Source organism: Enterobacter sp. MEB024 (assembly GCF_030209635.1).
Lineage (GTDB): Bacteria > Pseudomonadota > Gammaproteobacteria > Enterobacterales > Enterobacteriaceae > Enterobacter > Enterobacter ludwigii.
Genome location: NZ_JARVRQ010000005.1, coordinates 250,155 through 275,036, shown reverse-complemented (window position 1 = coordinate 275,036; position 24,882 = coordinate 250,155). Strand labels below are relative to the sequence as shown.

At 54.1% G+C, this 24,882-nt stretch carries 23 protein-coding genes; 12 read left to right on the top strand and 11 right to left on the bottom strand.

Annotated elements, in window-relative coordinates; translation table 11 throughout:
• The first annotated feature begins 142 nt into the window (after positions 1–142).
• A complete protein-coding gene (locus QRN24_RS10930) occupies positions 143–1,318 on the top strand; it encodes an oligogalacturonate lyase family protein (protein ID WP_040018881.1) in 1,176 nt (391 codons plus the stop codon).
• 152 nt (positions 1,319–1,470) lie between these two features.
• Here the strand turns inward: QRN24_RS10930 and QRN24_RS10925 are convergent, their stop codons facing one another.
• From QRN24_RS10925 to QRN24_RS10915, 3 genes are all read right to left on the bottom strand, one after another.
• Entirely contained in the window at positions 1,471–2,154 is a 684-nt protein-coding gene (locus QRN24_RS10925) for a porin (protein WP_014171477.1), read from the bottom strand.
• Positions 2,155–2,470: 316 nt separating this feature from the next.
• Positions 2,471–3,649 (bottom strand): acetyl-CoA C-acetyltransferase, encoded by a 1,179-nt coding sequence (locus QRN24_RS10920; protein ID WP_032680352.1) that lies wholly within the window; start codon positions 3,647–3,649, stop codon positions 2,471–2,473.
• Between the two features lie 93 nt (positions 3,650–3,742).
• Positions 3,743–4,609: a LysR family transcriptional regulator gene (locus QRN24_RS10915; protein ID WP_032680351.1), complete on the bottom strand. Its 867-nt coding sequence runs from the start codon at positions 4,607–4,609 to the stop codon at positions 3,743–3,745.
• A 103-nt stretch (positions 4,610–4,712) separates the two neighbouring features.
• Between QRN24_RS10915 and QRN24_RS10910 the strand changes: the two genes are divergently transcribed.
• Positions 4,713–5,174, top strand: coding sequence for a multidrug/biocide efflux PACE transporter (locus tag QRN24_RS10910; protein ID WP_014171480.1), 462 nt, complete (start codon positions 4,713–4,715; stop codon positions 5,172–5,174).
• 118 nt (positions 5,175–5,292) lie between these two features.
• Positions 5,293–6,522 carry an amino acid permease gene (locus QRN24_RS10905; protein ID WP_032678908.1) on the top strand — a complete coding sequence of 410 codons (1,230 nt, stop codon included), beginning with the start codon at positions 5,293–5,295 and terminating at the stop codon, positions 6,520–6,522.
• Between the two features lie 32 nt (positions 6,523–6,554).
• Here the strand turns inward: QRN24_RS10905 and QRN24_RS10900 are convergent, their stop codons facing one another.
• Positions 6,555–7,028, bottom strand: coding sequence for an Lrp/AsnC family transcriptional regulator (locus QRN24_RS10900; protein ID WP_032670215.1), 474 nt, complete (start codon positions 7,026–7,028; stop codon positions 6,555–6,557).
• 116 nt (positions 7,029–7,144) lie between these two features.
• Between QRN24_RS10900 and QRN24_RS10895 the strand changes: the two genes are divergently transcribed.
• Entirely contained in the window at positions 7,145–7,756 is a 612-nt protein-coding gene (locus tag QRN24_RS10895) for a LysE family translocator (RefSeq protein WP_020883757.1), read from the top strand.
• Positions 7,757–7,784: 28 nt separating this feature from the next.
• On the opposite strand, the gene QRN24_RS10890 is transcribed toward QRN24_RS10895, so the two are convergent.
• Entirely contained in the window at positions 7,785–8,057 is a 273-nt protein-coding gene (locus QRN24_RS10890) for a GNAT family N-acetyltransferase (protein WP_014171484.1), read from the bottom strand.
• A 10-nt stretch (positions 8,058–8,067) separates the two neighbouring features.
• Complete coding sequence (gene yjdI / locus QRN24_RS10885) at positions 8,068–8,298, bottom strand: 4Fe-4S mono-cluster protein YjdI (protein ID WP_020883756.1); 231 nt, start codon at positions 8,296–8,298, stop codon at positions 8,068–8,070.
• A gap of 178 nt (positions 8,299–8,476) precedes the next feature.
• Here yjdI and QRN24_RS10880 point away from each other — a divergent pair, with 178 nt between their 5' ends.
• The 5 genes from QRN24_RS10880 to QRN24_RS10860 all read left to right on the top strand — a co-directional run bounded on the left by QRN24_RS10880 (position 8,477) and on the right by QRN24_RS10860 (position 14,987).
• Complete coding sequence (locus tag QRN24_RS10880) at positions 8,477–10,114, top strand: ATP-binding protein (protein WP_284942705.1); 1,638 nt, start codon at positions 8,477–8,479, stop codon at positions 10,112–10,114.
• Between the two features lie 3 nt (positions 10,115–10,117).
• A complete protein-coding gene (locus QRN24_RS10875; protein ID WP_014171487.1) occupies positions 10,118–10,819 on the top strand; it encodes a response regulator in 702 nt (233 codons plus the stop codon).
• A gap of 168 nt (positions 10,820–10,987) precedes the next feature.
• On the top strand, positions 10,988–12,076 hold the full coding sequence (locus QRN24_RS10870; RefSeq protein ID WP_020883753.1) for an ABC transporter substrate-binding protein: 1,089 nt from the start codon (positions 10,988–10,990) through the stop codon (positions 12,074–12,076).
• A gap of 78 nt (positions 12,077–12,154) precedes the next feature.
• On the top strand, positions 12,155–13,924 hold the full coding sequence (locus QRN24_RS10865; protein ID WP_284942704.1) for an ABC transporter permease: 1,770 nt from the start codon (positions 12,155–12,157) through the stop codon (positions 13,922–13,924).
• A complete protein-coding gene (locus QRN24_RS10860; protein ID WP_104440347.1) occupies positions 13,917–14,987 on the top strand; it encodes an ABC transporter ATP-binding protein in 1,071 nt (356 codons plus the stop codon). Before QRN24_RS10865 ends, QRN24_RS10860 begins: the two co-directional genes overlap by 8 nt.
• A gap of 77 nt (positions 14,988–15,064) precedes the next feature.
• On the opposite strand, the gene manA is transcribed toward QRN24_RS10860, so the two are convergent.
• The 5 genes from manA to QRN24_RS10835 all read right to left on the bottom strand — a co-directional run bounded on the left by manA (position 15,065) and on the right by QRN24_RS10835 (position 22,722).
• On the bottom strand, positions 15,065–16,231 hold the full coding sequence (gene manA, locus QRN24_RS10855) for a mannose-6-phosphate isomerase, class I (RefSeq protein ID WP_284942703.1): 1,167 nt from the start codon (positions 16,229–16,231) through the stop codon (positions 15,065–15,067).
• Complete coding sequence (locus tag QRN24_RS10850) at positions 16,228–17,646, bottom strand: glycoside hydrolase family 1 protein (RefSeq protein ID WP_284942702.1); 1,419 nt, start codon at positions 17,644–17,646, stop codon at positions 16,228–16,230. The genes manA and QRN24_RS10850 overlap by 4 nt, the downstream gene beginning before the upstream one ends.
• A gap of 51 nt (positions 17,647–17,697) precedes the next feature.
• Complete coding sequence (locus QRN24_RS10845) at positions 17,698–19,893, bottom strand: CBM35 domain-containing protein (protein ID WP_284942701.1); 2,196 nt, start codon at positions 19,891–19,893, stop codon at positions 17,698–17,700.
• A gap of 11 nt (positions 19,894–19,904) precedes the next feature.
• On the bottom strand, positions 19,905–21,242 hold the full coding sequence (locus tag QRN24_RS10840) for a maltoporin (RefSeq protein ID WP_284942700.1): 1,338 nt from the start codon (positions 21,240–21,242) through the stop codon (positions 19,905–19,907).
• Positions 21,243–21,450: 208 nt separating this feature from the next.
• Positions 21,451–22,722, bottom strand: a complete 1,272-nt coding sequence (locus tag QRN24_RS10835; protein WP_020883745.1) for a PTS sugar transporter subunit IIC — start codon at positions 22,720–22,722, stop codon at positions 21,451–21,453.
• Between the two features lie 169 nt (positions 22,723–22,891).
• Between QRN24_RS10835 and QRN24_RS10830 the strand changes: the two genes are divergently transcribed.
• The 3 genes from QRN24_RS10830 to QRN24_RS10820 are packed head-to-tail and all read left to right on the top strand — an operon-like array spanning position 22,892 to position 24,872.
• The gene (locus QRN24_RS10830; protein ID WP_014171497.1) at positions 22,892–23,203 is read left to right on the top strand and encodes a PTS sugar transporter subunit IIB; all 312 of its coding nucleotides are present in this window, start codon (positions 22,892–22,894) and stop codon (positions 23,201–23,203) included.
• A 14-nt stretch (positions 23,204–23,217) separates the two neighbouring features.
• On the top strand, positions 23,218–24,540 hold the full coding sequence (locus QRN24_RS10825) for a PTS sugar transporter subunit IIC (protein WP_014171498.1): 1,323 nt from the start codon (positions 23,218–23,220) through the stop codon (positions 24,538–24,540).
• A complete protein-coding gene (locus tag QRN24_RS10820) occupies positions 24,540–24,872 on the top strand; it encodes a PTS lactose/cellobiose transporter subunit IIA (protein WP_254915524.1) in 333 nt (110 codons plus the stop codon). The genes QRN24_RS10825 and QRN24_RS10820 overlap by 1 nt, the downstream gene beginning before the upstream one ends.
• Positions 24,873–24,882 lie beyond the last annotated feature (10 nt).

Here is a 24,882-nt window from a genome sequence, read left to right as displayed (position 1 = left end):
TCGGATCACGATAAAGAGAGCCAGACATTAATCTCACCAATGAAACAGACAAAGTGCGCCATCAGTCACACATAATGAAACATTGTTTTGATAATTTAATACTCACTTTTTAATCTACTTTTATCGTTCAAAGGAGTGCATTATGGCTAAAGGTATGCGGGTCAAGCTGAACTACGCGGTCAGCCACGATCCGGATACAGGCGTGGAAGTCACCCGCCTGACCCCACCCGACGTGACCTGTCACCGCAACTACTTCTATCAGAAGTGCTTCTTTAATGATGGCAGCCACCTGCTGTTTGCAGGGGCGTTTGACGGTCACTGGAACTACTACCTGCTGGATCTGCAGAAGGCCGAAGCGGTACAGCTGACGGAAGGCGCAGGGGATAATACCTTTGGCGGGTTCCTCTCTCCGGATGATAAATCCTTCTACTATGTGAAGAACGACCGCACGCTGCTGGAGGTGGATCTCCATACCCTGGTAGAACGCGAGGTGTACCGTGTCCCCGATGACTGGGTCGGTTACGGTACCTGGGTCGCCAACAGCGACTGCACCAAACTGGTTGGGATAGAAATCGCCCGACGTGACTGGACGCCGCTCAACGACTGGAAAATTTTCCACGACTTCTTCCATAAGGGGCCGCACTGTCGACTGCTGCGGGTGGATCTGAAAACCGGTTTAAGCACCACAATCCACGAAGAGAAAAACTGGCTTGGCCACCCTATCTATCGTCCGTTCGATGACAACACGGTGGCGTTTTGCCATGAAGGGCCACACGACCTGGTCGACGCCCGCATGTGGCTGGTCAACGAAGATGGTACGCACGTGCGCAAAGTGAAAACGCATGCGGAAGGCGAAAGCTGTACCCATGAATTCTGGGTGCCGAACGGTTCTGCCCTTGTGTATGTCTCTTATCTGAAGGGCCAAAAGGGCCGCACCATCTGCAGCTTCAATCCGGATACGGGCGTCAATGACGCAGTCATGCCAATGCCCGCCTGTTCCCATCTGATGAGCAACGTTGACGGCTCCCTGCTGGTGGGCGACGGTTCAGGCACGCCGGTTGATGTGAAGGATACGCACGGTTACACCATCGATAACGATCCGTATCTGTACGCCTTTGACGTGGCGAAAAAAAGCTACTTCCGCATTGCCCGTCACGACACCTCCTGGGCAACGGTGGCAAATAGCCGCCAGGTCACCCACCCGCATCCCTCCTTTACTCCGGACGAGAAAGCGGTGCTGTTCAGTTCCGATAAAGACGGTCAACCCGCCCTCTATATCGCGAAACTTCCTGAGCAACCTGAAATGTTGCATGCATGATTTGAGTTTGTGTTTCTGTAACTGGCCTTGCCCTCCGTTTCGGAGGGCTTTTTTTTCAGTGGGCTTTTGCCCGTTGGGCGGCGCTTATCAGGCATGGGAAAGCCGGGTAGGCACTGGCGCTACCCGGCAATGTTCAGCGGAATAACGTGATATCAGAAAGAATAGGCCACGCCCAAACGAAGGCGGGTCTGGCGTTCATCGGTGTCTTTCACGCCGATGTTACCCACTTCAACATACGGTGCCCAGTTTTTATCCCATTTATACGCCAGCTTGGCGTTATATTCGTTGGAATAATCTTTGTTATTATTACGAACCATACCTTCAGAACTCTTCGCATAAACATAATTGAGTTCGGTACGCCAGTCACCCATTACCCAGCCAACCCAGGCATCACCACGGTTAACTTTGTCGTCATCTTTATTCGAGCTTGACGGGTAGCGGGTATATTCATAACGATAACGCGCGGCAACGTAGAAGCCATTGTCGAAACTATATTGCAGATGCAGATTCGGTTTATATATTGTGCGGCTGTCGTTACTTTCAAGGGTAAACGCCGGCGTCAGTGCAATATTCTCAGTCGCTTTCCAGCGCCAGCTAATTTGATCTTCATGCCCGTTACCCACCACATCCGCAAACGGCTGGTCGGCTTTATCACCGCCGGATTTCCATTTAGCTTCTACAGAAAAACCGACCCCGTTAGCAAAACGATGTGAGACCGAGACACGGTCAGCATTGGCACCACTGTCGATATATTCATGGCGCAGATCGACGGTAACGGCCTGAGCCATGAAGGACGTACCGATAAGGGAAGTAAGGACCAGAGATTTCTTAAACATGAAAAAACCCTCAACTGAAATAATGTTTCTTATTTATGAAACTGCAGTTTATTTTTTAAAGAACATTATTTTAGTGATAAAGATCGTAATTATTTGTTTCATTTTTTTTGGCAAAGATGGACGTGACACCCATCAACAAACAGGGTGTATTAACGTGAAATTATCGGAGGGGGATCACACTAAGACGTTAACAACGATAATAATTAAGGCCGTAATTATTCAATACCAGAGTGAGAATGTGCTAATAACGGTTAATTCGTCATACGTTATGTAAAAAAAACCTCCTGAAGGGAGGCTCTTTTATGCGGGCGGGATTTTAGCGTTCAATGGCGAGGGCGACACCTTGTCCACCACCGATACAGAGCGTCGCAATGCCTTTGCGGGCATTGCGTTTTTTCATCTCATGCACCAGCGATACCAGAATTCGACAACCGGACGCGCCGATAGGATGACCCAGTGCGATTGCCCCACCGTTCACGTTTACCCGCAGGGGATCCCATTCCAGCATTTTGCCAACCGAGATTGCCTGTGCGGCAAAGGCCTCGTTGACTTCAATCAGATCCACATCAGAGAGCTGCCACCCTGCGCGTTCCAGGCAGCGACGGGTAGCATAAACCGGGGCGATACCCATTAACGCAGGATCAACACCCACGCTGGCAAATGCCTTAATGCGGGCCAGGACGGGCAGATCCAGCTCGAGGGCTTTGCTTTCACTCATCATCATCACGGCCGCAGCGCCATCATTAATGGAGGAGGCGTTTCCCGCCGTCACTGAGCCCTGAGTTTCAAACGCAGGATTGAGCCTCGCCAGCCCTTCAGCGCTGGCGTCGGTGCGCGGCTGCTCATCGGTATCCACCACGGCAACCTCACCGTTCTGACGCTGCGTGCTGACCGGGACGATTTCATCCCTAAAGCGCCCGGCATCAATCGCCGCGCGCGCTTTTTGCTGCGAGCTTAACGCGTAAGCGTCCTGCAACTCACGGCTGATACCATACTCACGTGCCAGATTTTCCGCCGTCACGCCCATATGATAGTCATTGAACGCATCCCACAGACCGTCATGCACCAGACTGTCGAGCAACTGGCTGTTGCCCAGCTGCGCGCCGGTACGGCTGTCGGTCAGCACGTGTGGTGCCCGGCTCATATTTTCTTGTCCGCCGGCAATCACGACATCCGCTTCACCACACTGAATGGCCTGCGTCGCCAGATGCAGCGCTTTTAACCCTGAGCCACAGACGTCGTTGATGGTGATAGCGGAGACGGTATTGGGCAGGCCACCCTTGAGCGCCGCCTGACGGGCAGGGTTTTGCCCGGCACCGGCGGTCAGCACCTGTCCCAGGATCACCTCATCAATTTCATGTGCTGCAATCCCGCTGCGTTCCACCAGCGCTTTCACCACTACGCTGCCCAAATCAACAGCCGAGTGGCGTGAAAGCGCCCCCTGAAAACAGCCGATAGCCGTACGCAACGCACCCACTATAACGACATCTTTCATCACAACCTCTGTGTTAAATGACATGACGATAGTAGTGGATTGTTATTGGCAATTATCTTAATTGTTTAAAAATAGTGAGTTTAATCACAAGGATTAGCGCGCATCCTGCAGATACTGCCGCAGCCAGCTTCCGGCAACGCCGGGAGGGGATCGCTTATTCCAGAGCAGATCGATACCGATCGCCCGTGGCCAGCCGGGGACATTCAGCTGCACCAGCGATTTCGCGGCGGCAAATTCATCCACCAGCGCGCACGGCAGCACGCACCAGCCAAATCCCTGCACGGCCATACTCAGCAGTAACAGGTAGTTGGGTGCCGACCAGACGGGTCCGCGTGCGAGCGTTGCCTCCCGCTCCAGATAGGTGCTGAGCCGCAATTCCCGCCAGCCGTGCAGCTCTTCGGCCTGGATTTCTTGCTGCCCGGCCAGAGGATGGTTGGTCGCGACATAGATTGCCATCCGGGTCTGTATCGGCAACCGGGTAAAACCAATATCGGTCGGATAACTGTCACGCGCTTCCGTGAGACCAACCTGCGCACGCGACTTCTGCAGCAGATCGATAACGTCCTCTTCCTCGCCAATCAGGCATTCAAATTCGGTATGGGGAAAGCGCTGGTCGAACTGGTTCATCAGGTCTTCCAGCACGTCCGGGTTGAGGGTATCGGAAAGAACAAACGTCAGGCGCGCCTCCGTTTGTGCCGTTAACGACACCGCCAGTTCGTCAAGCCGCGTGCTGGCCGCGAGGATCGCCTGCACATAACCCAGCACCTGTTCACCCTGGGCGGTTAACACCGGCTGACGGGCCGAACGGTCAAACAGATCAAAGCCCAGATCGGCTTCAAGATTGGCGATGGATGTGCTCACGGTCGACTGGCTTTTACGTAACCGACGCGCGGCGGCAGAAAAAGAGCCCGCCGCGACGGTCTCAACGAATGCGGTAAGGGCTTCAGGAGAATAACGCATGCACTATCTACTTTATCGATGGATACCATCTTTAATATATCACCTTTAGCGATAACAATAGGCCGCATCAACGCCAAAATGCGTATTCACGAGGTCTAAAACTATGCAACATCAGGATGCACTCCAACGTAAACTGCCGGAGCGGATCTTTCATGCCGTCTGTTTCGAAGGGATTGCCACGGCGATCCTCGCCCCGACGGCGGCGTGGCTTATGCAACGTTCCGTGGTGGAGATGGGTGGGTTGACCATTATCCTGGCAACCACGGCCATGCTCTGGAACATTATCTATAACGTCGGCTTCGACCGTTTCTGGCCGGTTCACCGCATCACACGCACGGCAAAAATCCGCGCACTGCATGCGCTGGGATTCGAGTGCGGGTTTATTGTGATCGGCGTGTCGATAGTCGCCGCGGTGCTGGGCGTCACGCTGCTGCAGGCATTCACACTGGAAATTGGTTTCTTCCTGTTCTTCCTGCCGTACACCATGTTCTATAACTGGGCTTACGATACGCTGCGCGAGAAATTCCTTAAACGTCGCCAGCAGCGACGCGCCCTCGCAGGCTAATTCCCTCTGGCCGGACGCCCGCTCCGGCCAAACTCCTTCGAAGCAACTGCGCTCTCAACCCATAATTATGGTAAATTGCGCTCCATTCTGTTGGTTTGATAGTTGATACGTTGCTCTAATGTCGAAAATTTGGTCAAAAGATGAGACTCTCTGGAGTTTCGCTCTCTATGGCACGGCCGTGGGCGCAGGAACGCTGTTCTTGCCCATACAGCTGGGCTCCGCAGGCGCTATCGTCCTGTTTATCACTGCCCTTGTGGCCTACCCATTAACCTACTGGCCGCACCGCGCGCTGGCACAATTCATCCTGTCGTCGAAAACAAAAGGCAATGAAGGGATCACCGGCGCCGTCTCCCATTATTACGGCAGGAAGATAGGCAACCTGATCACCACGCTCTATTTCATCGCCTTCTTCGTGGTGGTGCAGATTTATGCAGTGGCCATCACCAACTCGTTAACTGAGCAGCTGGCAAAACACATGACGGTGGATACCGCCGTTCGCGTGCTGGTCAGTTTTGGCGTGGTGCTGGTGTTAAATCTGATCTTCCTGATGGGACGGCATATCACCATAAAAGTGATGGGCTTCCTGGTGTTTCCGCTGATCGCCTACTTTCTGTTTGTCTCGCTCTATCTGACCGGAAGCTGGCAACCCGCGCTGCTCACAAGCCAGATGGCATTTGACCGCCATACGCTGCATCAGGTCTGGATTTCGATCCCGGTGATGGTATTCGCTTTCAGCCATACGCCGATTATCTCGACGTTTGCCGTTGACCGCCGTGAGAAGTTTGGCGACGCCGCCATGGACAAGTGCAAGAAAATCATGAAGGTGGCGTACCTGATTATCTGCCTGAGCGTGCTGTTCTTCGTGTTCAGCTGCCTGCTCTCAATTCCACCGTCCTATATCGTTTCGGCAAAACAGGAAGGGGTAACCATTCTGTCGGCGCTGTCGATGATGCCCTCTTCTCCGGCATGGCTGGGGATTTCCGGGATAATTGTGGCGATTATCGCCATGTCGAAATCGTTCCTCGGCACCTATTTTGGGGTGATCGAAGGGGCGACGGAGATTGTGAAGTCATCGCTGAACCAGGTGGGCGTGAAAAAGAGCCGCGCCTTTAACCGCGCGATCTCCATCATGGGGGTGTCGTTAATCACCTTTGCGGTGTGCTGCATTAACCCGAATGCCATTTCGATGATTTATGCCATCAGCGGTCCGCTTATCGCCATGATCCTGTTTATCATGCCGACGCTGTCGACGTACCTGATCCCGTCCCTGAAACCGTACCGATCTGTCGGCAACCTGCTGACGCTGATCGTTGGCGTACTGTGCGTGTCAGTGATGTTTGTAGGCTAAACGCCCCTGCGCCCGGCGTTCTGCCGGGCGCGTTATTCGTCACGCCCTGAGATGTCGAGCGGAAACGGCCTGTCCTGCACGACCGTTTTCATGACCAGCGTTGAGCGAAGATGCTGAACGCCGGGCATCGCAGAGAGCTTCTCATCATAAAGTTTCTGAAAAGCCGGCAGGTCGCGGGTCACGACGTGCATCAGATAATCAGGATCGCCAAATAAACGCTGCGCCAGCACAATTTGCGGGATCTCTTCCACCGCCTCCTCAAATGCGCTCACCGCCTTTCTGTCGCCCTCTTTTAGCGTCGCAAACACGATCGCCAGAAAGTTAAACCCCATTTTGGCGGGATCGAGACTGGCCCGGTATCCCGTAATGGCCCCGCTCTGCTCCAGTGCCCGCACGCGCCGGTGACACGGCGAGAGGCTCAGGTTCACCCGTTCAGCCAGCTCCGTAAGAGATAAACGGCCATCAGCCTGCAACTGCGCAAGAATTTTTCGATCAATGCTGTCCATGTGGAAGATTTTGTCAATTTCACCGTCTTTTGAGCATAACATTGAAAACTCATTTCGTCCGGATACCGATATGCTTTCTCTCTGTTGACGGGTGAAATTCTGGAGTTTTACAGACGATGGAAATGAGTATTGTGGCCGGGTTTTGGGTGGTGTCTTTCCTGCTCATCATGACGCCGGGCGCCGACTGGGCTTACGCCATTAGCGCCGGCATCCACGGGCGGCGCGTGGTACCCGCAGTGATGGGCCTCATGTCCGGGCATCTGCTGGCGACACTGATTGTGGTCGCGGGCGTGGGCGTCATGATGGCGCAACATCCGCTGGCATTATCCGGGCTGACGATAGCGGGAGCACTTTACTTGCTGTGGCTTGGTATCTCACTGTTACGCGCTCCTGGCGCACCGGAAAGCGCCACAACCTCGGCGGCAAACTGGAAACAGTGGGCGGTGAAGGGATTATGTATCAGCGGCCTTAACCCGAAAGTTTTTTTGCTGTTCCTGGCCCTGCTTCCACAATTTACTGACCCGACGGGAAGCTGGTCGGTTGCGATGCAGATGTCCGCGCTGGGCTTGCTACACCTCATCACCTGTACGCTGGTCTATCTGCTGGTGGGATACGGTTCAAAAGCCATCCTGGCCACCCGCCCGCAGGCCGCGCGTCTGGTGAGCAGAGCATCAGGAGGAATGATGGTAGTGATTGCGGTGGTGCTGCTGTTTGAACAGATCAGATAAAAAAACACCGGCCATTGCCGGTGTGTTTCTACGCCCGAATATCGTCATATTCCCGCGTATTATCAAACTCATGTTTGGCAAACGGGCATAGCGGAATAATTTTTCGATTTTCACCGCGCATCTTTGCGACCACTTTTGCCACCAGCTGTTTACCCACACCTTGCCCTTTCAGGCTCGGATCCACATCGGTGTGCTCGATAATGCTCAGATGCTCACCGGTCGGTACGAAGACAATCTCTGCAACCTGGTTACCGTCAGCATCGTTGACGTAAAACTTGTTATGGCCTTCCAGAATATCCATGGTTCCTCGCTTATTTTTGGCGATACTTCAGCGCACCGCTCGGGCAGGTATCAATCACATGTACAACCGTTTCGACGTCCACTTCATCCGGTATAATCCACGGTTTACGTTTCAGGTTGAAGAGCTTAGCGCTCCCGCGCACGCAATTTCCTGAGTGTTTGCAGATCGCGGTGTTGAAGTAAACGTCAATTTTCTCTCCGGTATAGGCCCGGTAGCCTGCATCCAGTAGCGCTTTATCCACGACATTGCCTCTGTAATTATTCGGGTGCTGGATGAAGCATAGCCTTACGCGATCCTGATAGCTATAATCCCCAAAACGAAAAGCCAGGTCACAACTCTGTTTTCGCCAGATTGCATCCCCCATTTCCTCATGTCAGTCTGCGCAGACCGCTCTAATCAGACTCCCCGCGTCAGGTCGTATGAAACGCAGACTCTCTTTTCAGGTAAAACTTTTTTTAGCGCTGGTGTGCTTCTCCTGCCTGCTGTTAGTTCTGCTGGGAACCATCCTGTTTCATTTTATTGACCGGCAATTGCATCACGATCTCGGCCAGCGCGCCCGGGTTCAGGCCAGCGAAATCGCGTTGATGCCGGGGCTGGCGGAAAACGTCGCGGCCAGAAATATCCCCGCCATCGCCCGTTTAATTCAGCCTATACGGGCCGAAAGTGATGCCAGTTATATTGTCATTGGCGATACCCGGGAACAGCATCTTTATCATTCAGAATCACCGGAACGCATCAATTTACCGATGATCGGCGGGGATAATGCGGAGGTATTACAAGGCAAAACAATTATTTCGGTGCGTAAGGGTGGGATTGGGGTTTCACTGCGCAGCAAAGCGCCCATCTTTAATGCGCAGCATCAGGTGATTGGGATTGTCTCGGTCGGTTATTTGACGTCGTACATTGCGAATATCAATGCGCGTATTCTCTGGCAGTCCGGGTTATACGGCATGGGTCTGTTGCTGTTACTGTTTATTTTTTCCTGGTTGTTTACCCGCAACCTTAAAAAGCAGATGTTCCGCCTTGAGCCAAAAGATATTGCGCAACTGGTCTTACAGCAACGCGCGCTGCTGGAAGCAATATATGAAGGGGTATTTGCCGTCAATGAAGAAAAGCAGCTGATTTTAATTAACCGTGCCGCCAGAGAGATGCTGGATATTCATCAAAGTGAGAAAGCGCTTATCGGCAAACCGCTGGAAGACGTTCTGCAAACATCCCCCGGTTTTTTATCTCAGCGCTACGCCTCGGTTAGCCGCGGCAGCCACGACCAGATTGCGGTGCTTAACCAGCGCGAGGTGATAGTGAACCGCGTGGCGATTGAGGTTGAACCTGGTGTTGAAAGCGGTTGGGTTTATAGCTTTCGCGACAAGAATGATATCAACACTCTCAGCAGCCAGCTAAGCCAGATTAAACGCTATGCGGATAACCTGCGCATTATGCGTCATGAACAGCTGAACTGGACCGCCACGCTGGTGGGGTTGCTGCAGATGAAACACTATGACGAGGCGATCCGTTACATCCAGGCACAGTCAGAAGGGGCGCAGCGCGTGCTGGACTTCGTCTCAGCCCATTTTGTCTCGCCGGCCCTGTGCGGATTGCTGCTAGGGAAATATGTCAGCGCCCGGGAAAAGGGCGTTGAACTGCAGTTTGATCCCGCCTGCCAGCTCACCCGCATGCCTGCCAGCATCACGGAAATGGAGCTGGTGTCGGTGATTGGCAACCTGCTGGATAACGCCGTTGACGCCACCCTGAAAGCCCCGGTTCACGCACCTGTAGAGCTTTACATTTCCGATCGCAACCAGGAGTTGCTGATAGAGGTGGCCGATCGGGGTTGCGGGGTGGATGAGGCGATGAAACCGCATCTTTTCCGCCAGGGATTCAGCAGCAAGCCGGAAAGCGAGAACGACATTGTGGGCACAGAGCACGGTATTGGCCTGTTTCTGGTGGCAGGCTATATCAACAAGGCGGGCGGCAGCATTGAGATAACGGATAATGCTCCTCAAGGCACGATATTCTCTGTGTTTATTCCCAATCCACTCCCCGTTCGACAGGGCTAACGCATGACCACGACCCGAGCACTTGATGTTGTGATTGTTGAGGATGAGCCGCACCTGGCAGAACTGCATCGCGAGTATATCGAGCAAAATTTCCATTTGCGCGTGGTGGGCATTGCCGCGTCGATTGAGCAGGCGTGTAACCTGATACGCCAGCATCAGCCGAGGCTGATACTGCTGGATAATTATCTCCCGGACGGTAAAGGCGTGGCGTTAATCGATAACCCGCTCCTGAAAAGCTATGAATGCTCGGTGATCTTTATCACCGCAGCCAGCGATATGCAGACCTGTAGCCATGCCATGCGCAGCGGCGCGTTTGACTACCTGATTAAGCCTGTTTTTTTCCAGCGTCTGCACGCCTCGCTGGAGCGTTTTATGCGTTTCATCCACACCGTGCAGCAGGTGAAGGTTGTCGACCAGCATGCGCTGGATCGCCTGTTTAACCTCCCCGCTGCGGACACCTCGCAGACCCCGTCCACAAAGGGTATTGAGCCCCACACCCTGGACCGTATTAAGCGTTTATTTGCGGAACACCCCGAAAAAACAATGTCGGTGGAAGAGGTGGTGGAATACGTCGGGATCAGCAAAACCACGGGCCGCCGTTATCTGGAATACTGCGTGGAAAGTGGGTTAATCAGCATCGAAATGCTGTATGGCAATATCGGACATCCCAGAAGGCTTTACCGCAAAGCGGCAGAGAAAACGTAATCCGTAACCGTTCGTTTGCTAAGCGTCGCGGATTTTATGGTGTTAATTGCTGAAACGACGCCGACAATCACACTTCGGAACCGCAACCCGCGCCCCCCTATTGTCGGCGCGGAGCCATGCGCTATGTTGACAATTAGTTCCTCAAATGTAACTAAAAGGTTAACTATAATGTCGAACATTTTCCGAATTTCTCTGATTACCGCTACCGTACTGTGTTCTGCTTCCGCACTGTCTGCTTTGCCGCAGGGCTACCCTGCTGACTATCAAAAAATGGTCGATGCCGCGACCAAAGAGGGCAAAGTGGTGATCTACTCCACCACCGACACCAAAGCTGCCGGGCCGCTGATTGAGGGCTTCGAAAAAACCTATCCGGGCATCAAAGTTGAATATAACGACATGAACAGCACCGAGCTGTACAACCGTTTTATCAGCGAACAGGCCTCGGGTGGCGGAAGCGGCGATGTGGTCTGGAGCTCCTCCATGGACACCGGGCTGAAGCTCGCTACCGACTACGCCATGGAGTACAAATCACCGGAGCAAAGCCAGCTGCCGAAATGGGCGGTCTGGAAAGATAAAGCCTACGGTACCACCTATGAGCCCGTCGTGTTTATCTACAACAAACGGCTGATCCCGGCGGGCGACGTGCCTGATTCCCATGCGGCGCTGGCTAAGCTTATTGCCAGCCAGACGGATAAATTCAAGAGCAAAGTCACTACCTACGACATCGAAAAATCGGGTCTGGGCTTTATGCTCTCGGTGCAGGATCACAAGGCCGATCCTAACTACTTCAAAACCCTGGCCGATATCGCCAAAGGGGGCCTAGCCGTTCAGTCTTCAACCGGCACCATGATGGAGAGGGTGTCATCAGGGGAAAACCTGATCGGTTTTAATATCCTCGGATCCTACGCGGAAGCGCGTGCGAAGAACGATCCGTCGCTGGGGATCGCCTATCCAAAAGATTACACCCTGGTGTTATCACGCGTGTCGTTCATCAGCCAGCAGGCGCAAAACAGCAATGCCGCGAAACTGTGGCTGGACTACGTCCTGTCTGAAAAAGGACAAAGTATTCTGGCAAGCCAGGCGGATATCCCGTCCATTCGTAACGATATCGACGGCAAAAATGATATCGACGGCCTGACGAAAGTGCTCGGCAATGCGCTGAAACCTATCCCGGTTGATGAAAGCCTGCTGGAGTATCTGCAGCCGAAAAAACGCCTGGAGTACATCAAACAGTGGCGTACCGCCGCCGCCAAATAAGCGTCTGAGCGCGACGCGGGTCGTCGCGCTCCTGTTATCTGAGTTCGTTTTGCTGGGCTGCAACACCAGGGATACCCCATGAATACATTACGCAGAAAGTGGCAAAGCCTGCCGCGCGGTATTGTCGTGTTGATAACCGCCCTGGTTATCTACACGCCGCTGTCGTTTATCGTGATACAGAGCTTCTTGTCCGCCCCGTTCTTTTCACCGGCAAAAGAGTGGAGCCTTGAATCATTTGGTTTTATCTTCACCGACCCTGATTTCTATAAGGCGCTGAAAAGCGGTTTTATTCTCGCTTTCGGGCTGGTCATCATCGCCATTCCGTTAGGGGGCGTGCTGGCCTTTCTGATGGTGCGCACCGACCTGCCCGGCCGCCGCCTGATTGAACCGCTGATCCTCGTGCCGGTTTTCGTGTCGCCAATGGTGCTGGGATTCGGCTACGTGGTGGCCGCCGGTCCGGTGGGTTTTTTATCCCTCTGGGCGCAGGCGCTGATTGGTTTCGTACCGTGGAATATCTACGACATGTCGAGCATCGTGGTCATTGCTGGCCTGACGCATGTTCCGCATGCCTATCTCTATATTTCGTCCGCGCTGCGAAGCGTCGGTTCCGATGTGGAAGAGGCCGCACGTACCGCGGGTGCGTCGCCGTTACAGGTGATGACCTCGGTCAGCCTGCCGATGGTGCGACCGTCCATTTTGTACGCCATCGTTCTGCTGTTCTTCCTCGGTCTTGAAGTGTTTGGTCTGATGCTGGTCCTCGGCGATCCGGAAGGCAACATGGTGCTGGCAACCTACCTGTACCAGCTGACCAACAAGCTTGGTACCCCTTCCTACCACCTGATGGCGGCGGTTGCGGTGGTGCTTATCTGTATCACCATTCCGCTGGTCATGCTGCAGCGTCGCCTGATGCGTACCGCCAACCGATTCGTGACCATGAAAGGCAAAGCGTCTCAGGCCCGGGCCTTACCTCTGGGTAAATGGCGCTGGGTGGCGGGCGCGGTGGTCGCCTTCTGGCTTACCGTCACGATCGGCGTTCCCCTGCTCGGCGTGGTATTGCGCGCGTTTATCTCAAACTGGGGCGTGGGCGTTTCGCTGTGGAACGAGCTTTCCCTGAGTACTTTTCGCACGATATGGGCGCAGCCGAACCTGCTGCGCGCCATCGTCAACTCCATGTCCATTGGGGTCATTGGCGGCGCGCTGGCCGTGGCGTGCTACCTGTTTGTCGGTATCGCCATGCACCGCAAACCGGACAATACCACGCGTTTCCTGGATTACAGCGTCCTGGTGCCGCGCGCCGTGCCTGGCCTGCTCGCGGGTCTGGCCTTTCTCTGGGTGTTCCTGTTCCTGCCAATGTGGCTGGATAACTCGCTGAAATCGGGCTGGCTTTCCGGGTTCGCCTGGAGCGACTGGATGCGTGAAAACCTGATTGTCTGGCTACGTTCGCTGCGCAGCACCATTTTCAGCGTCTGGCTGGCCTATACGGTGGTCTGGATGGCGTACGGGCTGAGACTCATCTCGTCCACCCTGCTGCAGGTCGCGCCGGAGCTTGAAGAGGCCGCCCGCAGTACGGGGGCTACGCGTGGCCAGATCACCCGCCATGTCACGATCCCGCTCTCCCGCTACGGCCTTATCGGTTCGTGGCTGCTGATGTTCCTGATTTTTGAACGCGAATATTCAACGGGTGTGTACCTGCTTTCACCCGGCACGGAAACCATCGGCTCGATGCTAGTATCCCTCTGGGCCGCAGGAGCCATTGATATTGTGGCGGCGCTCTCTTTTATTAACATCCTGCTGGTGGTGGTAGGTCTGGGCATTGCCCTTCGTTTCGGAGTCAAAATACATGATTGAATTAGCGGTTAACGATCTGCACCTGACCTACGGCGACAATCCTGTTTTAAAAGGGGTCTCCATGAACCTCAACCGCGGCGAAGTGGTCTCCCTGCTGGGGCCTTCCGGCAGCGGGAAAACCACCCTGCTGCGTGCGGTGGCGGGACTGGAAAAACCGACTCAGGGCTCGATTATCATTGGCAAAAACAAAGTCTATGACGGCACGCCGCGCAGTGAGATCCCGGCGGAAGAGCGTAACCTGGGCCTGGTGTTTCAGTCTTATGCGCTGTGGCCGCACAAAACCGTTTTTGAAAACGTGGCCTATCCGCTCAAGCTGCGCAAGATTCCGGCCAAAGAGATCCAGCAGCGCGTACAGGACGTACTGGACCAGCTCGGGCTGGGCCATCTGGGCAAACGCCACCCGCACCAGCTCTCCGGTGGACAACAGCAGCGCGTGGCAATTGGCCGGGCGCTGGTCTACAACCCGCCGGTCATTTTACTGGATGAACCGCTCTCTAACCTCGACGCTAAGCTGCGTGAAGAGGCTCGCGTATTCCTGCGTGAGCTGATTATCAAGCTGGGCTTATCCGCATTGATGGTAACGCACGACCAGAATGAGGCGATGTCGATTTCCGACCGTATCCTGCTGCTTAACAACGGTAAAATCGAGCAACAGGGCACACCGCAGGAGATGTACGGCTCGCCGAAAACGCTGTTTACCGCTGAGTTTATGGGTAGCAATAATCGCCTGCACGGCAAAGTTACGGAAGTACGTGACGGTAAAGCGCGTATCGAAGGCAAAGGCTGGGTGCTGTGGGGTCAGGCCGGTGAAGGGGTACGAAGCGGTGAAGACGCCACCGCGGTGATCCGCGTCGAGCGCGTGGCGGTGGTCGAGGGGCCGGGTGAAAACCAGCTGGCGCTCCCGTTACTGACCAGCATGTATCTCGGTGACCGCTGGGAATACCTGTTCCGCACGCCGGGGGATGATTTTGTCATTCGCGCCTATGGTCACGAGGCCCGGGACCCGCTGCACTGCCACCTTTCGCTGCCTGAAAAGCACGTGTGGATCTTCCCGAAAAACTAAATGTAAAAAGGCTGCGATAAGCAGCCTTTTTTATGCCCGACATACTGCCTGCACTCGGCAGTGAAAGCCTTACGTCATCAGCTTACCAGGCAAGACTGCCCGCGCTGAGTCAACGTCCATAAGGTTGTGACCGCCGGGATGAACGCGGACTGACCGGCGTTCAGCGTCATGTTGGCACCCTCGGCGTGGCTGAGCGTGGCACTCCCCTTCAGCACCAGCAGAATTTGCGCACGGTCTGTCCGGATGTTTTGCTGCTCGCAATGTTCAATGACGCTAAAGCGAAAATCCGTTACCGGGATCGGGTATTGCTGCATCCCCTCTTCCCGCTGCGGATGCATCCTGAGGCGGTCGGCTGGGGTTTCGTCAAACACCGTACAGCGCACCAATTCTGCCACGTTGATGTTCTTGGGGGTTAAGCCCGCCCGCAGCACGTTGTCAGAACTGGCCATGACCTCTACCGCCGTACCGTTCACATAGGCATGTAGCGTACCGGCGCGCAGGAACATCGCCTCACCCGGCGCAAGCGTAATGCAGTGCAGATACAGCGGGGCCAGAGCCCCGATGTCCCCCGGGTAGTCTCGCAGTAGCCGTTCGATAAAGGGCGCTACCGGAGCAAACACCCCGCATGCAAGTCGCGCTTCAAGGCACGTCAGCACGCCCTCTTTTTCCGTCGGCTCAAGCGCCATCAGACGCGTAAAAAAGGCCTTAAGCCCTTCAGCATGCAGGTTGTTGCGAAACAGCGACAGCGCGGACGTCAGGGCCGGGACATCCAGGCGCAAAAAGTGATTAGCAATCTCCTGATACGGCCGGAAGCCGTTCATGGCCATAAAAGGCGTCAGGGCAAAAACCAGCTCGGGCTTATGGTTCGCATCGGTGTAATCCTCTCCGGGCAGATTGCCCTGACGGGCGAACCCGTCTTCTGCCTGGCGCTTATTGGGATGTACCTGCAGCGACAGTGCGCGCTCCGCTGACAGCAACTTCAGCAGGTAAGGCAACTGCCCCGCAGTTTCTCCCTCGCACGCGCCCAACATCTCTGCCGGCCTCTGTGAAATAAGGTCCTGTAAAGAGCGTAACCCTGTATCGGTTTCAATCTCCGAGCAGCCTGCGGGGTGGCTTCCCATCCAGACCTCGGCCTGGGGTTGATCGTCAGGGTTGAGCAGGCCAAAAAGATGATTAAGCGCTACGCGACTGCCCCAGGCGTAATTTTTGATGCCGTTACGCATCCGGTAAAAAGGCTGACTCATTGCGTATCCTTTTCACATTCGCCAGGGGTGAAGCCATTTTCAGCCGCCAGCTGCGCAAACCACAATGCGTTACGTTTGATTTGTCGCTCCCCGGTGGCTAAATCCAGACGCCAGAAGCCATATCGCCGCTTGAAGCTGTTGATCCAGGACCAGTTATCAATGAAGGTCCACTGATGAACACCAAAACAGTTGGCGCCGTCAGCGATACCACGATGCAGCTGAGCCAGATGTTCCTCCATCAGAGCGATACGGAAGGTGTCATCTATCACGCCATCGGCCTGCACCGGCCCTTCGGACTGCAGATCCATCGCGATGCCAATTTCCGCCAGATACCATTTGATATTGCCGTAGTTATCGCGAATATTGCAGGCAATGTCATAGATAGCTTCCGGGTAGATCTCGTTATTGTCGCGATAAGGGTTAAACCGTCCCTGAGGATCGATGTAATTTTCGAAATAGACTTCCGGTGTGAAGTAATCGAGCGCGTAAACGCTTTCCCGCGCTTTCACCCTTCTCGGCACATAATAATTCACCCCCAGAAAATCAATTCTCGACTGCAGGATCGTCTCCACATCCTGCCGTGAAACCTCTGGCAAGCAGCCGTTTGCGGTTAAGATTTCGCACAGTTCTTTGGGGAATTCATGTTTAACCAGCGGGTCGAGGAAGCTGCGGTTAAACAGCAGGTCGGCATACCAGGCCGCTTTTTTATCGGCCTCGCTGTCGCTGCGGGTATAAGAAGGCGTGAGGTTGAGCACGACACCAATCTCACCCGGCAAGCCCATTTCACGGTAGACATTCACCGCCCTGGCGTGCGCCAGCATAATATTAAAGGCGACCTGAGCCGCCAGTTTGCCATCTTTTTTACACGGATAATGGAAGTCATATAAATAACCGCCTTCCACCGGCACGATCGGCTCATTAAAGGTTATCCAGTATTTCACCTTATGGCCAAATAGCTCGAACGCGGTGCGGGCGAAGCGGGCAAAAAGCTCGGTTACGTAGGATGACTCAAATCCGCCATATGCTTTTTGCAGCGCCTCGGGCATATCAAAATGGTAAAGATTGATGATGGGCTCGATGCCGTTGGCAATCATTTCATCGAAGTAATCGTTATAGAAGCGGACGGCGTCGCGGTTTGGCTGTCCGGTTTTGAAATCATCGATCAGACGCGACCACTGAATAGAGGTTCGAAACGAGTTAAACCCCGTTTGCTTCATCAGGGCTACGTCTTCTTTATATTTACTGTAGGTTTCACAAACGTGCTGCGGACCAATCTGCTGAAAAAAACGCTCCGGTTGTTCGGCAAACCAGCTGTCCCAGACAGAACGGTGCGGCTTATTGGCTATGCCTTCCGTCTGCGGACCTGATGCCGCTGCGCCCCAAAAAAAACCTTCCGGGAATTGATACCAGTTCATAACGCCTCCTGAATGAAAAAAAGGGCTGCCCCGAACAGGGCAGCCAAATAACTACTCTGCAGTGACTTCAATTGATTTGATGAACATATATCCCCAGTCGCCAGAGAACTTGCCAAAGCTAATGGTGTTGTCCCCTGCCCTGAGCGTGACCGGTACGATCATCGTCTGGCCTTTCTCATCCGTTTGCGGGAATTCAATGCTCACCGGCGTTCCGTCGTTCACAATGAACGAGTTTTTCTTACTCCCCCATTTGCCGTTAAATTTCACGTGCAGGGCAAACTTACCGTCCCAGGGGGCGTTAACCTGCCAGGTCACGCTGTCTCCGTCATTGGCAAAAGGACCAAGGAAACCGTCTTCACCAATCGCTAACGTATCTTTATCGCTCTTGGTGATGTTCATTTTCCCCTTGCTGACGTCCAGCGTTCCGCCGCCAAAATGACAGTAGTCCGCCGGCACGGGCCCCGCCGCGGCCTTCACGCTAACGTTTACCGTCTTGCTGCTTTTCAGCAGTCCATCGTCAGCGGTAAAGGTCAACGCATAGTCACCGGGAGTCGAGAACCAGGCACGGGTTTCCGCTTTGGTGCTGTCACAAAAGTGGACGTTATCCTTGCCTTCGTGATGCCATGCCACGCTGACCTTCGGCTCCGGCAGATTGTCATCCTGCCAGGCCGCGGTGAGCTGAACGCCTTTATCCACGGTGGTAGAGAGCGCCTCCTGCAGAGTGATGACCGGCGGCAGGTTTTTCTGCGTATGCTCAAGGCGAATCACGTTTGAAGGCGCAGACTGACCGCTTTCGTTCTTTGCGATCACCCGGTAGTAGTAAGTCTGGCCCAGCGTCAGGCTGCGATAGTCATCACGGAAGAGATCCATTTTTGCCGGATCCCACTCATTTTTGCCGTCAGAGATATCCTGACCAACGCGTGTCCACGGGCCGTGTGGCTGAGTCGCTCTCTCCACATCGTAATAACGCCCGACGGGGGACCCCATCCAGTTAATGGCAAACGGTGAGTTGCTCTCGCGCAGCTTAGGCGCTTCCGGGACCGGCAGAGCCGGCGCCTGGCTCAGCCCCGCCATTTGCGCCGAGGCGGTTCGCACCAGATTGACAACCTCCATCTCCTGGTTTGCTTTGCCCTCGACCGGGAAGCCAGGCAGATGGTAGCTGTAGTGCCCGGTAAACTCTTTGTGCCAGTAAAAACCACCATCATGGCGATGACCACGGAAGCCCCAGATAAAGCCCCCCGCCGCCTGTGCGCCGTTGACCTCGGTATGCACAATGGCCTGCATGATAGTGTTAAGGTCTTGTTGATCGAGCAGACCAAATTCGCCAACCAGATAGACCTTTTTGCCGCCAATCGCCTCCAGATCGTTGCGAACCTGCTCGGGGTGGTTGTTCTCGGCATTGGTGTAATAGTGGTTACTGATGATGTCGACGTTCGGATCGTTGAGCGCGAAATCATTCACCTTTTTATAGGTACCATCGACGACAAGCTGATGGGGCGCCCACTTGCGGATCCAGGCCGACGTTTTCTGCAGGAAATCAGCGTTGGTGTTTTCCAGCTCATTACCCGTTTCCCAGGCCATGATCGCCTTTTCATCGTAGTAATGGCGTCCCGTAATGGTGTTGGTACGGGTAATCACCTGACGGATCACATCCTGATAAGCACGGTAGGTTTTACTGTCGGTTCGATAAAAATCTTCCGGCTTTTCATGATAAAACGCGGCCAGCTGTTCGCGTCCTCCCCACCACCACCAGTGGTCAATAAACGGCAGAATCAGGCGCAGCCCCTGCTTATCCGCCTCGGCAATCATGTTGTCATACACTTTCATGGCCGTTTCATTCAGCCGCGGCATGCCGTCCGGCGTTGCCGGTGCCAGAATATGTGTCTCACGTCCGCAGGCAGCATCATTTTCCTGCTGCACGGAAAGCACATATACGCGCTGTGCTTTAGCACCGGTTTGCACCAGCGCTTTGATCCAGTTCTCCTGCTCTTCAGCAGTCGGCCATCTAAAGTATTGCCCCCAGCCGCGCGGATCCGCCTTACAGGTTCCGCGCGCGTCATCTTCTATACGATGCAGCTCCGGGGCGTGGATCCCGGCGAAGCGAAAGACGCGATCGCCATCTTTTAACGCTGCGCCATCACGAGTAATAAAGTGTTCAAAATGGGATTGCTCGGCCGCCAGAGCCCCCGCGCTTCCCAGCGCGGAGAGTAAGGAGACGAGAAGCAGTTTTCGAATCGGGAAAGCCATCTCTTTTCTCCTCAGAACCAGACTTCAGCCTGCACACCAAAATTCAGCGTATCGGTATCGCCGCTACGTGAATATCCCCCCGGAGTCAGGGTGCCAGTGCTCCAGTCGTAATTTCTGTCCATCGCATCCGAGACGCCTTTATCCCATTTTGCGTAGGTGGCAAAGAAGCGCAGTTGCGGACGGCTCCAGAAACCTGAATCAAAGGTCAGGGTCGGCGCAATGGTCACCTTGGTCAGGCCACCTTTCCCTTTACCGTTTACGCCCATGTAGTTTTTATCATCCAGATATTCGTAGCCCACCTCATATTGCATGGCGAAGTTTTTGGTTATCTGATGATACGGACGGATACCCGCGACCCACATGGAACGTCCCCAGCCGTCATCGTCGTTGGTCCACCAGCGGTAGTTTTTGTCTTTCTGATAAAACGCAAAGGTCGATACTTCCACGTCACCCAGGTTGGCCATGCTGTCCAGCACGACGCGCCAGGATTGCGTATCCTCAAGGTTTGCCCAGCCCCAGCCGTTTTTACCCAGCGAATCCGCGGCGGCCAGGCCTTTGCCATACTGGAAAGCGATGCGGGAGTACCCGTTGGTCAGGCCGTAGAAGCTGTCAAAGTTGTACAGCGCCGTCACGCCGTACCCCTTCTCAGCCGAGGTAGGATGGTTTTCATTGCGGTTCATGTGGTGGCCGATAAGTTCGACGTCGAGCCCGGTGCCGCCGATCTTTTTAAACCACAGGTTAAGCGAATAGTCGTCCGGATAGCCCTGATCCCCCAGATCTACCGGATAAGCTTTGGCTTCGTCGGTGGTCGAGAAGGCATACACACCCGCATCAAAGCGCGCAAAGCCTAAGTCCAGGTTATCGAACCCGCCCCCGGTTCCGTTGTACTGAATGTACTCCCAGTCGAACTGGTGGCTGGAAAGGTTGGAGCTGCTGTAGCGTTTACCGGCCCAGAAGGTCATGTCCGGGGCAAAATCGAGATTCGTTAATTCAGCAAACCCTTCGCGGAACTGGGTCTCTTTGCCGTCATCGTCAGTACAGTTCCAGTCGGCGGTACATTTGGTCTGGTGCGTCAGGTTAGCCTGAATCCGTGCGACTGCGCCTGAATCCGACTTCAGCGTCACCGTCGGGATCAGCTCAATTTTGGTATCTTCTTCGTTACCCAGACGCCATTTCCCGTCAGGCATCAGCCCCACCGAATCGACCCGGTTGCCATCGCTATTGGCAAGAATACCCGAGCGTAAATAGCCGTGGAGGGCGAAATCATATTTCTCATCGGCGCTGGCATAACCGCTGATGACAGTAAGAGCAATCAAGGACAGAGGTATTGATTTCATTAACGTTTGCATAGGTTCCCTTTGAATTTTTATTTTCACGGTTAAACGTGCAGGGGAAATGTAAGGATCAAATCTGGAAATGTACATCCACAAACGGAAAGCGCTCTCCATGTTTGCCGGATTGAATCACAAATTTAAGATCAAAGAGAAAATTTTTGTGAAGAATGTCACGAAATAATCTTCTGCCCATCAGGAACGGGCAGAAGCAGGGAGGCGGGGATTATTTTTCCAGCTGCATCAACTGGCGTTCATGAACCTTGAAGAAGGGGCGATAGAGCATCCATGCATTAAAAAAGGCGAACAGGCACATGCACATATTTTTCCAGCTGCCGTTCGCCGACCAGGCTGCGCCCAGCGGTGAAGGCATAGACCAGGGCAGCATGGCGACGGCTCTGTCGAGCACGCCAAGCTGGGTTAAATACCAAGCTATACAAGCATTTATCAGCGGTACAAACACAAAGGGCAGTAAAAAAACCGGGTTCATGATGACGGGAAAACCAAATAATATCGGCTCGTTAATGTTGAACAGCGACGGCAGAAGGCCAATTTTCCCGACGCTCTTCAACTGCCGGGATCGGCTTCGCATCGCCATAAAGACCAGCGGCAGCGTAGAGCCGATACCGCCAATCAGCAGATAAAAATCCCAGAATCCCTGCAGATAAATATGGGGCAGCACGGCTTCCCCGGCGGCCAGGGCCCGCTGGTTTTCAAACAGATAGGTGAGCCAGAACGGGTTCATGATGCCCGTAATGATCAGGGCGCCATGAATACCGACGAACCATAAAAGATTACACAGAAACAAGGAGATAAGCACCGCCGTAAGGGTATCGGATGCCACGATAAGCGGGCGTAACGCCTCGCCAATCAGCTGTGGCAAAATTTGTCCGGTCGTCTGCAGCATCACGGCATTCATTACGCTAATGGAGAGCATGATCACCAGCAGCGGCATCAGCAGCTGGAAACCATTTCGCGTCATCACCGGTACCTCCTCCGGCAGACGAATGCACCACCCTCTCTTGTAGAAAAACCTTATTATTTCAATAGAGTAAGCGCTTGAAATGAGCGCAGTAAAAAGCCCCATCCCGCCCAGAAAAATATTCGTTGCACCGTTATCCCGAAAGCCAATGAACAGCAAAAAGGAGAGGCAACCGGTGAGTCCACACAGCCGTTCCGGCAGTTGATACTGCTTGGCCAGACTGGCGCTGGCACCAAACGCGACAATCAGCGCGACCAGTCCGAGCGTCAGCTCAAAGGTTGGCAACAGCATCGGACGCAGCAGCAAATAGACGTGTCCGAGGCGCGATGCACTTGAAATGGCGAACGGTGGAAACAGCAGCGGCACCATCAGGCTTCCCACAATCACAAAAGGCATGGCGAGGGAAAAGCCGTCCCGCATCGCGGTAATATGTTGATTTCTGGTGATTATATTGGCTGCTGGCGTGAGACGTTGCTCAATCAAATCCACAGCAACATTCATCAAATGAATGTTCATAACTCGACCTTAATAGTTCGTGAATAGCCGCGATGATCTCGCACATCCGGACAAAGTGAAAGATTCCCTCAGGTGATCGCGGTCACAATTACCTTATCCACCAATGGAAAGCGCTTTCCGTTTTGTTCCATGATGACTATATTCCAGCCATAAGTTCAAAGGAGACGTTATGAAAAAAATCATGTTGTGTTGTTCTGCCGGGATGTCCACCAGCCTGCTGGTGAAAAAAATGGTCGACGAAGCGCAAAAGCGTGGCCTGGAAGCGGAGATCAAAGCGTTTGGCGTGGCCGAATTCGCCGAGCAGGTCGGTCACTATCAGGTAGTGCTGCTTGGACCGCAGGTGAAGTACATGCAAAGCGATCTTCAGAAACAAGCTGATAAATACGGGATCCGTGTTGAGCCTATCAACATGATGGATTACGGCATGCAAAAAGGGGGCGCCGTTCTCGATTTCGCCCTCTCCCTGATAGATAACAAATAACGAAGGGAAAACCCATGAGCTCTCTGTACGCGAAACTTATCCAGGTCATTGAACAGAAAATTACCCCGATGGCAGGCGCCGTCGGGCAGCAGAAGTATGTGACCTCGATTCGTGACGGCTTTATCACCGCCCTGCCGTTCATGATCGTCGGTTCCTTTATGCTGGTGTTTATTTTCCCGCCCTTCTCACCCGACACGTCCTGGGGTTTCGCCCGGGCATGGCTGCAATTCTCGTTGGATCACCGTGAAGCCCTGATGCTGCCGTTCAACTTCAGCATGGGGATCATGACGATCTTCATTTCAGTCGGGATCGCCGCGAGCCTGGCCAAACATCACGATCTGGATGCCCTTACCGCCGGCATGCTGTCGCTGATGGCATTTCTGCTGGTGGCTGCGCCGTTAAAAGACGGGCAGATTTCTACCGCCTATTTCTCCGGGCAAGGGATCTTCACGGCCATTCTGGTGGCTATCTACTCTACCGAGCTGTATGCCTTCCTGAAGCGTCACAATATTACCATCCGCCTGCCGCCAGAAGTGCCTACGGGCGTTGCGCGTTCGTTCGAAATTCTGATCCCGGTGCTGGCAATTGTTGTCACTCTGCACCCGCTCAACCTCTTCATTGAGGCCCAGCTCGGCATGATTATTCCGGAAGCGATTATGTCGCTGGTGAAACCGCTGGTTGCCGCCTCCGATACGCTGCCTGCCATTCTGCTCTCGGTGCTGGTGTGCCAGGTTCTGTGGTTTGCGGGCATCCACGGCGCGCTGATTGTCACCGGAATTATGAACCCGTTCTGGATGGCGAACTTGTCGGTTAACCAGGCAGCAATGGCTGCCGGTCAGGCGATCCCGCACATTTACGTTCAGGGATTCTGGGATCACTACCTGCTGATTGGCGGGGTCGGCTCCACGCTGCCGCTGGCGTTACTGCTGCTGCGCAGCAAAGCAGTGCATCTGCGTACCATTGGGCGTATGGGCGTGGTGCCGGGGATGTTTAATATCAACGAACCGATTTTATTCGGTGCCCCTATCATCATGAATCCGCTCTTTTTCCTGCCGTTCGTGCTGGTTCCGATGGTCAATGCCACCCTCGCCTACTTTGCCCTTGATTTCGACCTGGTCAGTCGCGTGGTCTCGATGACACCGTGGACAACGCCTGCCCCTATCGGCGCATCCTGGGCGGCCAACTGGAGCTTTAGCCCGGTGATCCTCTGCCTGCTGTGCATGGTTACCTCAGCGGCCATGTACTTCCCGTTCCTCAAAGCGTACGAGAAGCAGCTGCTGGAACAAGAGCATGAAAATGCGGTTGAACAATCTGAAGAAGCGGCACAGTCCGCCTGATAGTAAAAACACAGAGGTTACTGATGGAATTAGAAGAACAGGTCATGGGCATTATTATCAATGCCGGTCAGTCACGCAGTCTCTGCTACGAAGCGCTTGGCTTCGCAAAAAAAGGTGACTTTGCTTCAGCCGACGCGCGAATGAAAGAGGCGGCGCACTTCGCCCGTGAAGCGCATCTGGTGCAAACCCAACTGATCGAAGCTGACGAAGGGGAAGGCAAAACCAAAATGACGCTGGTGATGGTGCACGCTCAGGATCATTTGATGACCTCGATTCTGGCGAAAGAACTGGTGACGGAGCTGATCGAACTGTACCGCACTCGTCAGGCATAACCATTCAGAA

Excerpts from the sequence above, each read along its gene's own strand:
- QRN24_RS10930 (WP_040018881.1), top strand. The coding sequence starts at position 143 with ATGGCTAAAGGTATGCGGGTCAAGCTGAACTACGCGGTCAGCCACGAT.
- QRN24_RS10925 (WP_014171477.1), bottom strand. The coding sequence starts at position 2,154 with ATGTTTAAGAAATCTCTGGTCCTTACTTCCCTTATCGGTACGTCCTTC.
- QRN24_RS10920 (WP_032680352.1), bottom strand. The coding sequence starts at position 3,649 with ATGAAAGATGTCGTTATAGTGGGTGCGTTGCGTACGGCTATCGGCTGT.
- QRN24_RS10915 (WP_032680351.1), bottom strand. The coding sequence starts at position 4,609 with ATGCGTTATTCTCCTGAAGCCCTTACCGCATTCGTTGAGACCGTCGCG.
- QRN24_RS10910 (WP_014171480.1), top strand. The coding sequence starts at position 4,713 with ATGCAACATCAGGATGCACTCCAACGTAAACTGCCGGAGCGGATCTTT.
- QRN24_RS10905 (WP_032678908.1), top strand. The coding sequence starts at position 5,293 with ATGTCGAAAATTTGGTCAAAAGATGAGACTCTCTGGAGTTTCGCTCTC.
- QRN24_RS10900 (WP_032670215.1), bottom strand. The coding sequence starts at position 7,028 with ATGGACAGCATTGATCGAAAAATTCTTGCGCAGTTGCAGGCTGATGGC.
- QRN24_RS10895 (WP_020883757.1), top strand. The coding sequence starts at position 7,145 with ATGGAAATGAGTATTGTGGCCGGGTTTTGGGTGGTGTCTTTCCTGCTC.
- QRN24_RS10890 (WP_014171484.1), bottom strand. The coding sequence starts at position 8,057 with ATGGATATTCTGGAAGGCCATAACAAGTTTTACGTCAACGATGCTGAC.
- QRN24_RS10880 (WP_284942705.1), top strand. The coding sequence starts at position 8,477 with ATGAAACGCAGACTCTCTTTTCAGGTAAAACTTTTTTTAGCGCTGGTG.
- QRN24_RS10875 (WP_014171487.1), top strand. The coding sequence starts at position 10,118 with ATGACCACGACCCGAGCACTTGATGTTGTGATTGTTGAGGATGAGCCG.
- QRN24_RS10870 (WP_020883753.1), top strand. The coding sequence starts at position 10,988 with ATGTCGAACATTTTCCGAATTTCTCTGATTACCGCTACCGTACTGTGT.
- QRN24_RS10865 (WP_284942704.1), top strand. The coding sequence starts at position 12,155 with ATGAATACATTACGCAGAAAGTGGCAAAGCCTGCCGCGCGGTATTGTC.
- QRN24_RS10860 (WP_104440347.1), top strand. The coding sequence starts at position 13,917 with ATGATTGAATTAGCGGTTAACGATCTGCACCTGACCTACGGCGACAAT.
- manA (WP_284942703.1), bottom strand. The coding sequence starts at position 16,231 with ATGAGTCAGCCTTTTTACCGGATGCGTAACGGCATCAAAAATTACGCC.
- QRN24_RS10850 (WP_284942702.1), bottom strand. The coding sequence starts at position 17,646 with ATGAACTGGTATCAATTCCCGGAAGGTTTTTTTTGGGGCGCAGCGGCA.
- QRN24_RS10845 (WP_284942701.1), bottom strand. The coding sequence starts at position 19,893 with ATGGCTTTCCCGATTCGAAAACTGCTTCTCGTCTCCTTACTCTCCGCG.
- QRN24_RS10840 (WP_284942700.1), bottom strand. The coding sequence starts at position 21,242 with ATGCAAACGTTAATGAAATCAATACCTCTGTCCTTGATTGCTCTTACT.
- QRN24_RS10835 (WP_020883745.1), bottom strand. The coding sequence starts at position 22,722 with ATGAACATTCATTTGATGAATGTTGCTGTGGATTTGATTGAGCAACGT.
- QRN24_RS10830 (WP_014171497.1), top strand. The coding sequence starts at position 22,892 with ATGAAAAAAATCATGTTGTGTTGTTCTGCCGGGATGTCCACCAGCCTG.
- QRN24_RS10825 (WP_014171498.1), top strand. The coding sequence starts at position 23,218 with ATGAGCTCTCTGTACGCGAAACTTATCCAGGTCATTGAACAGAAAATT.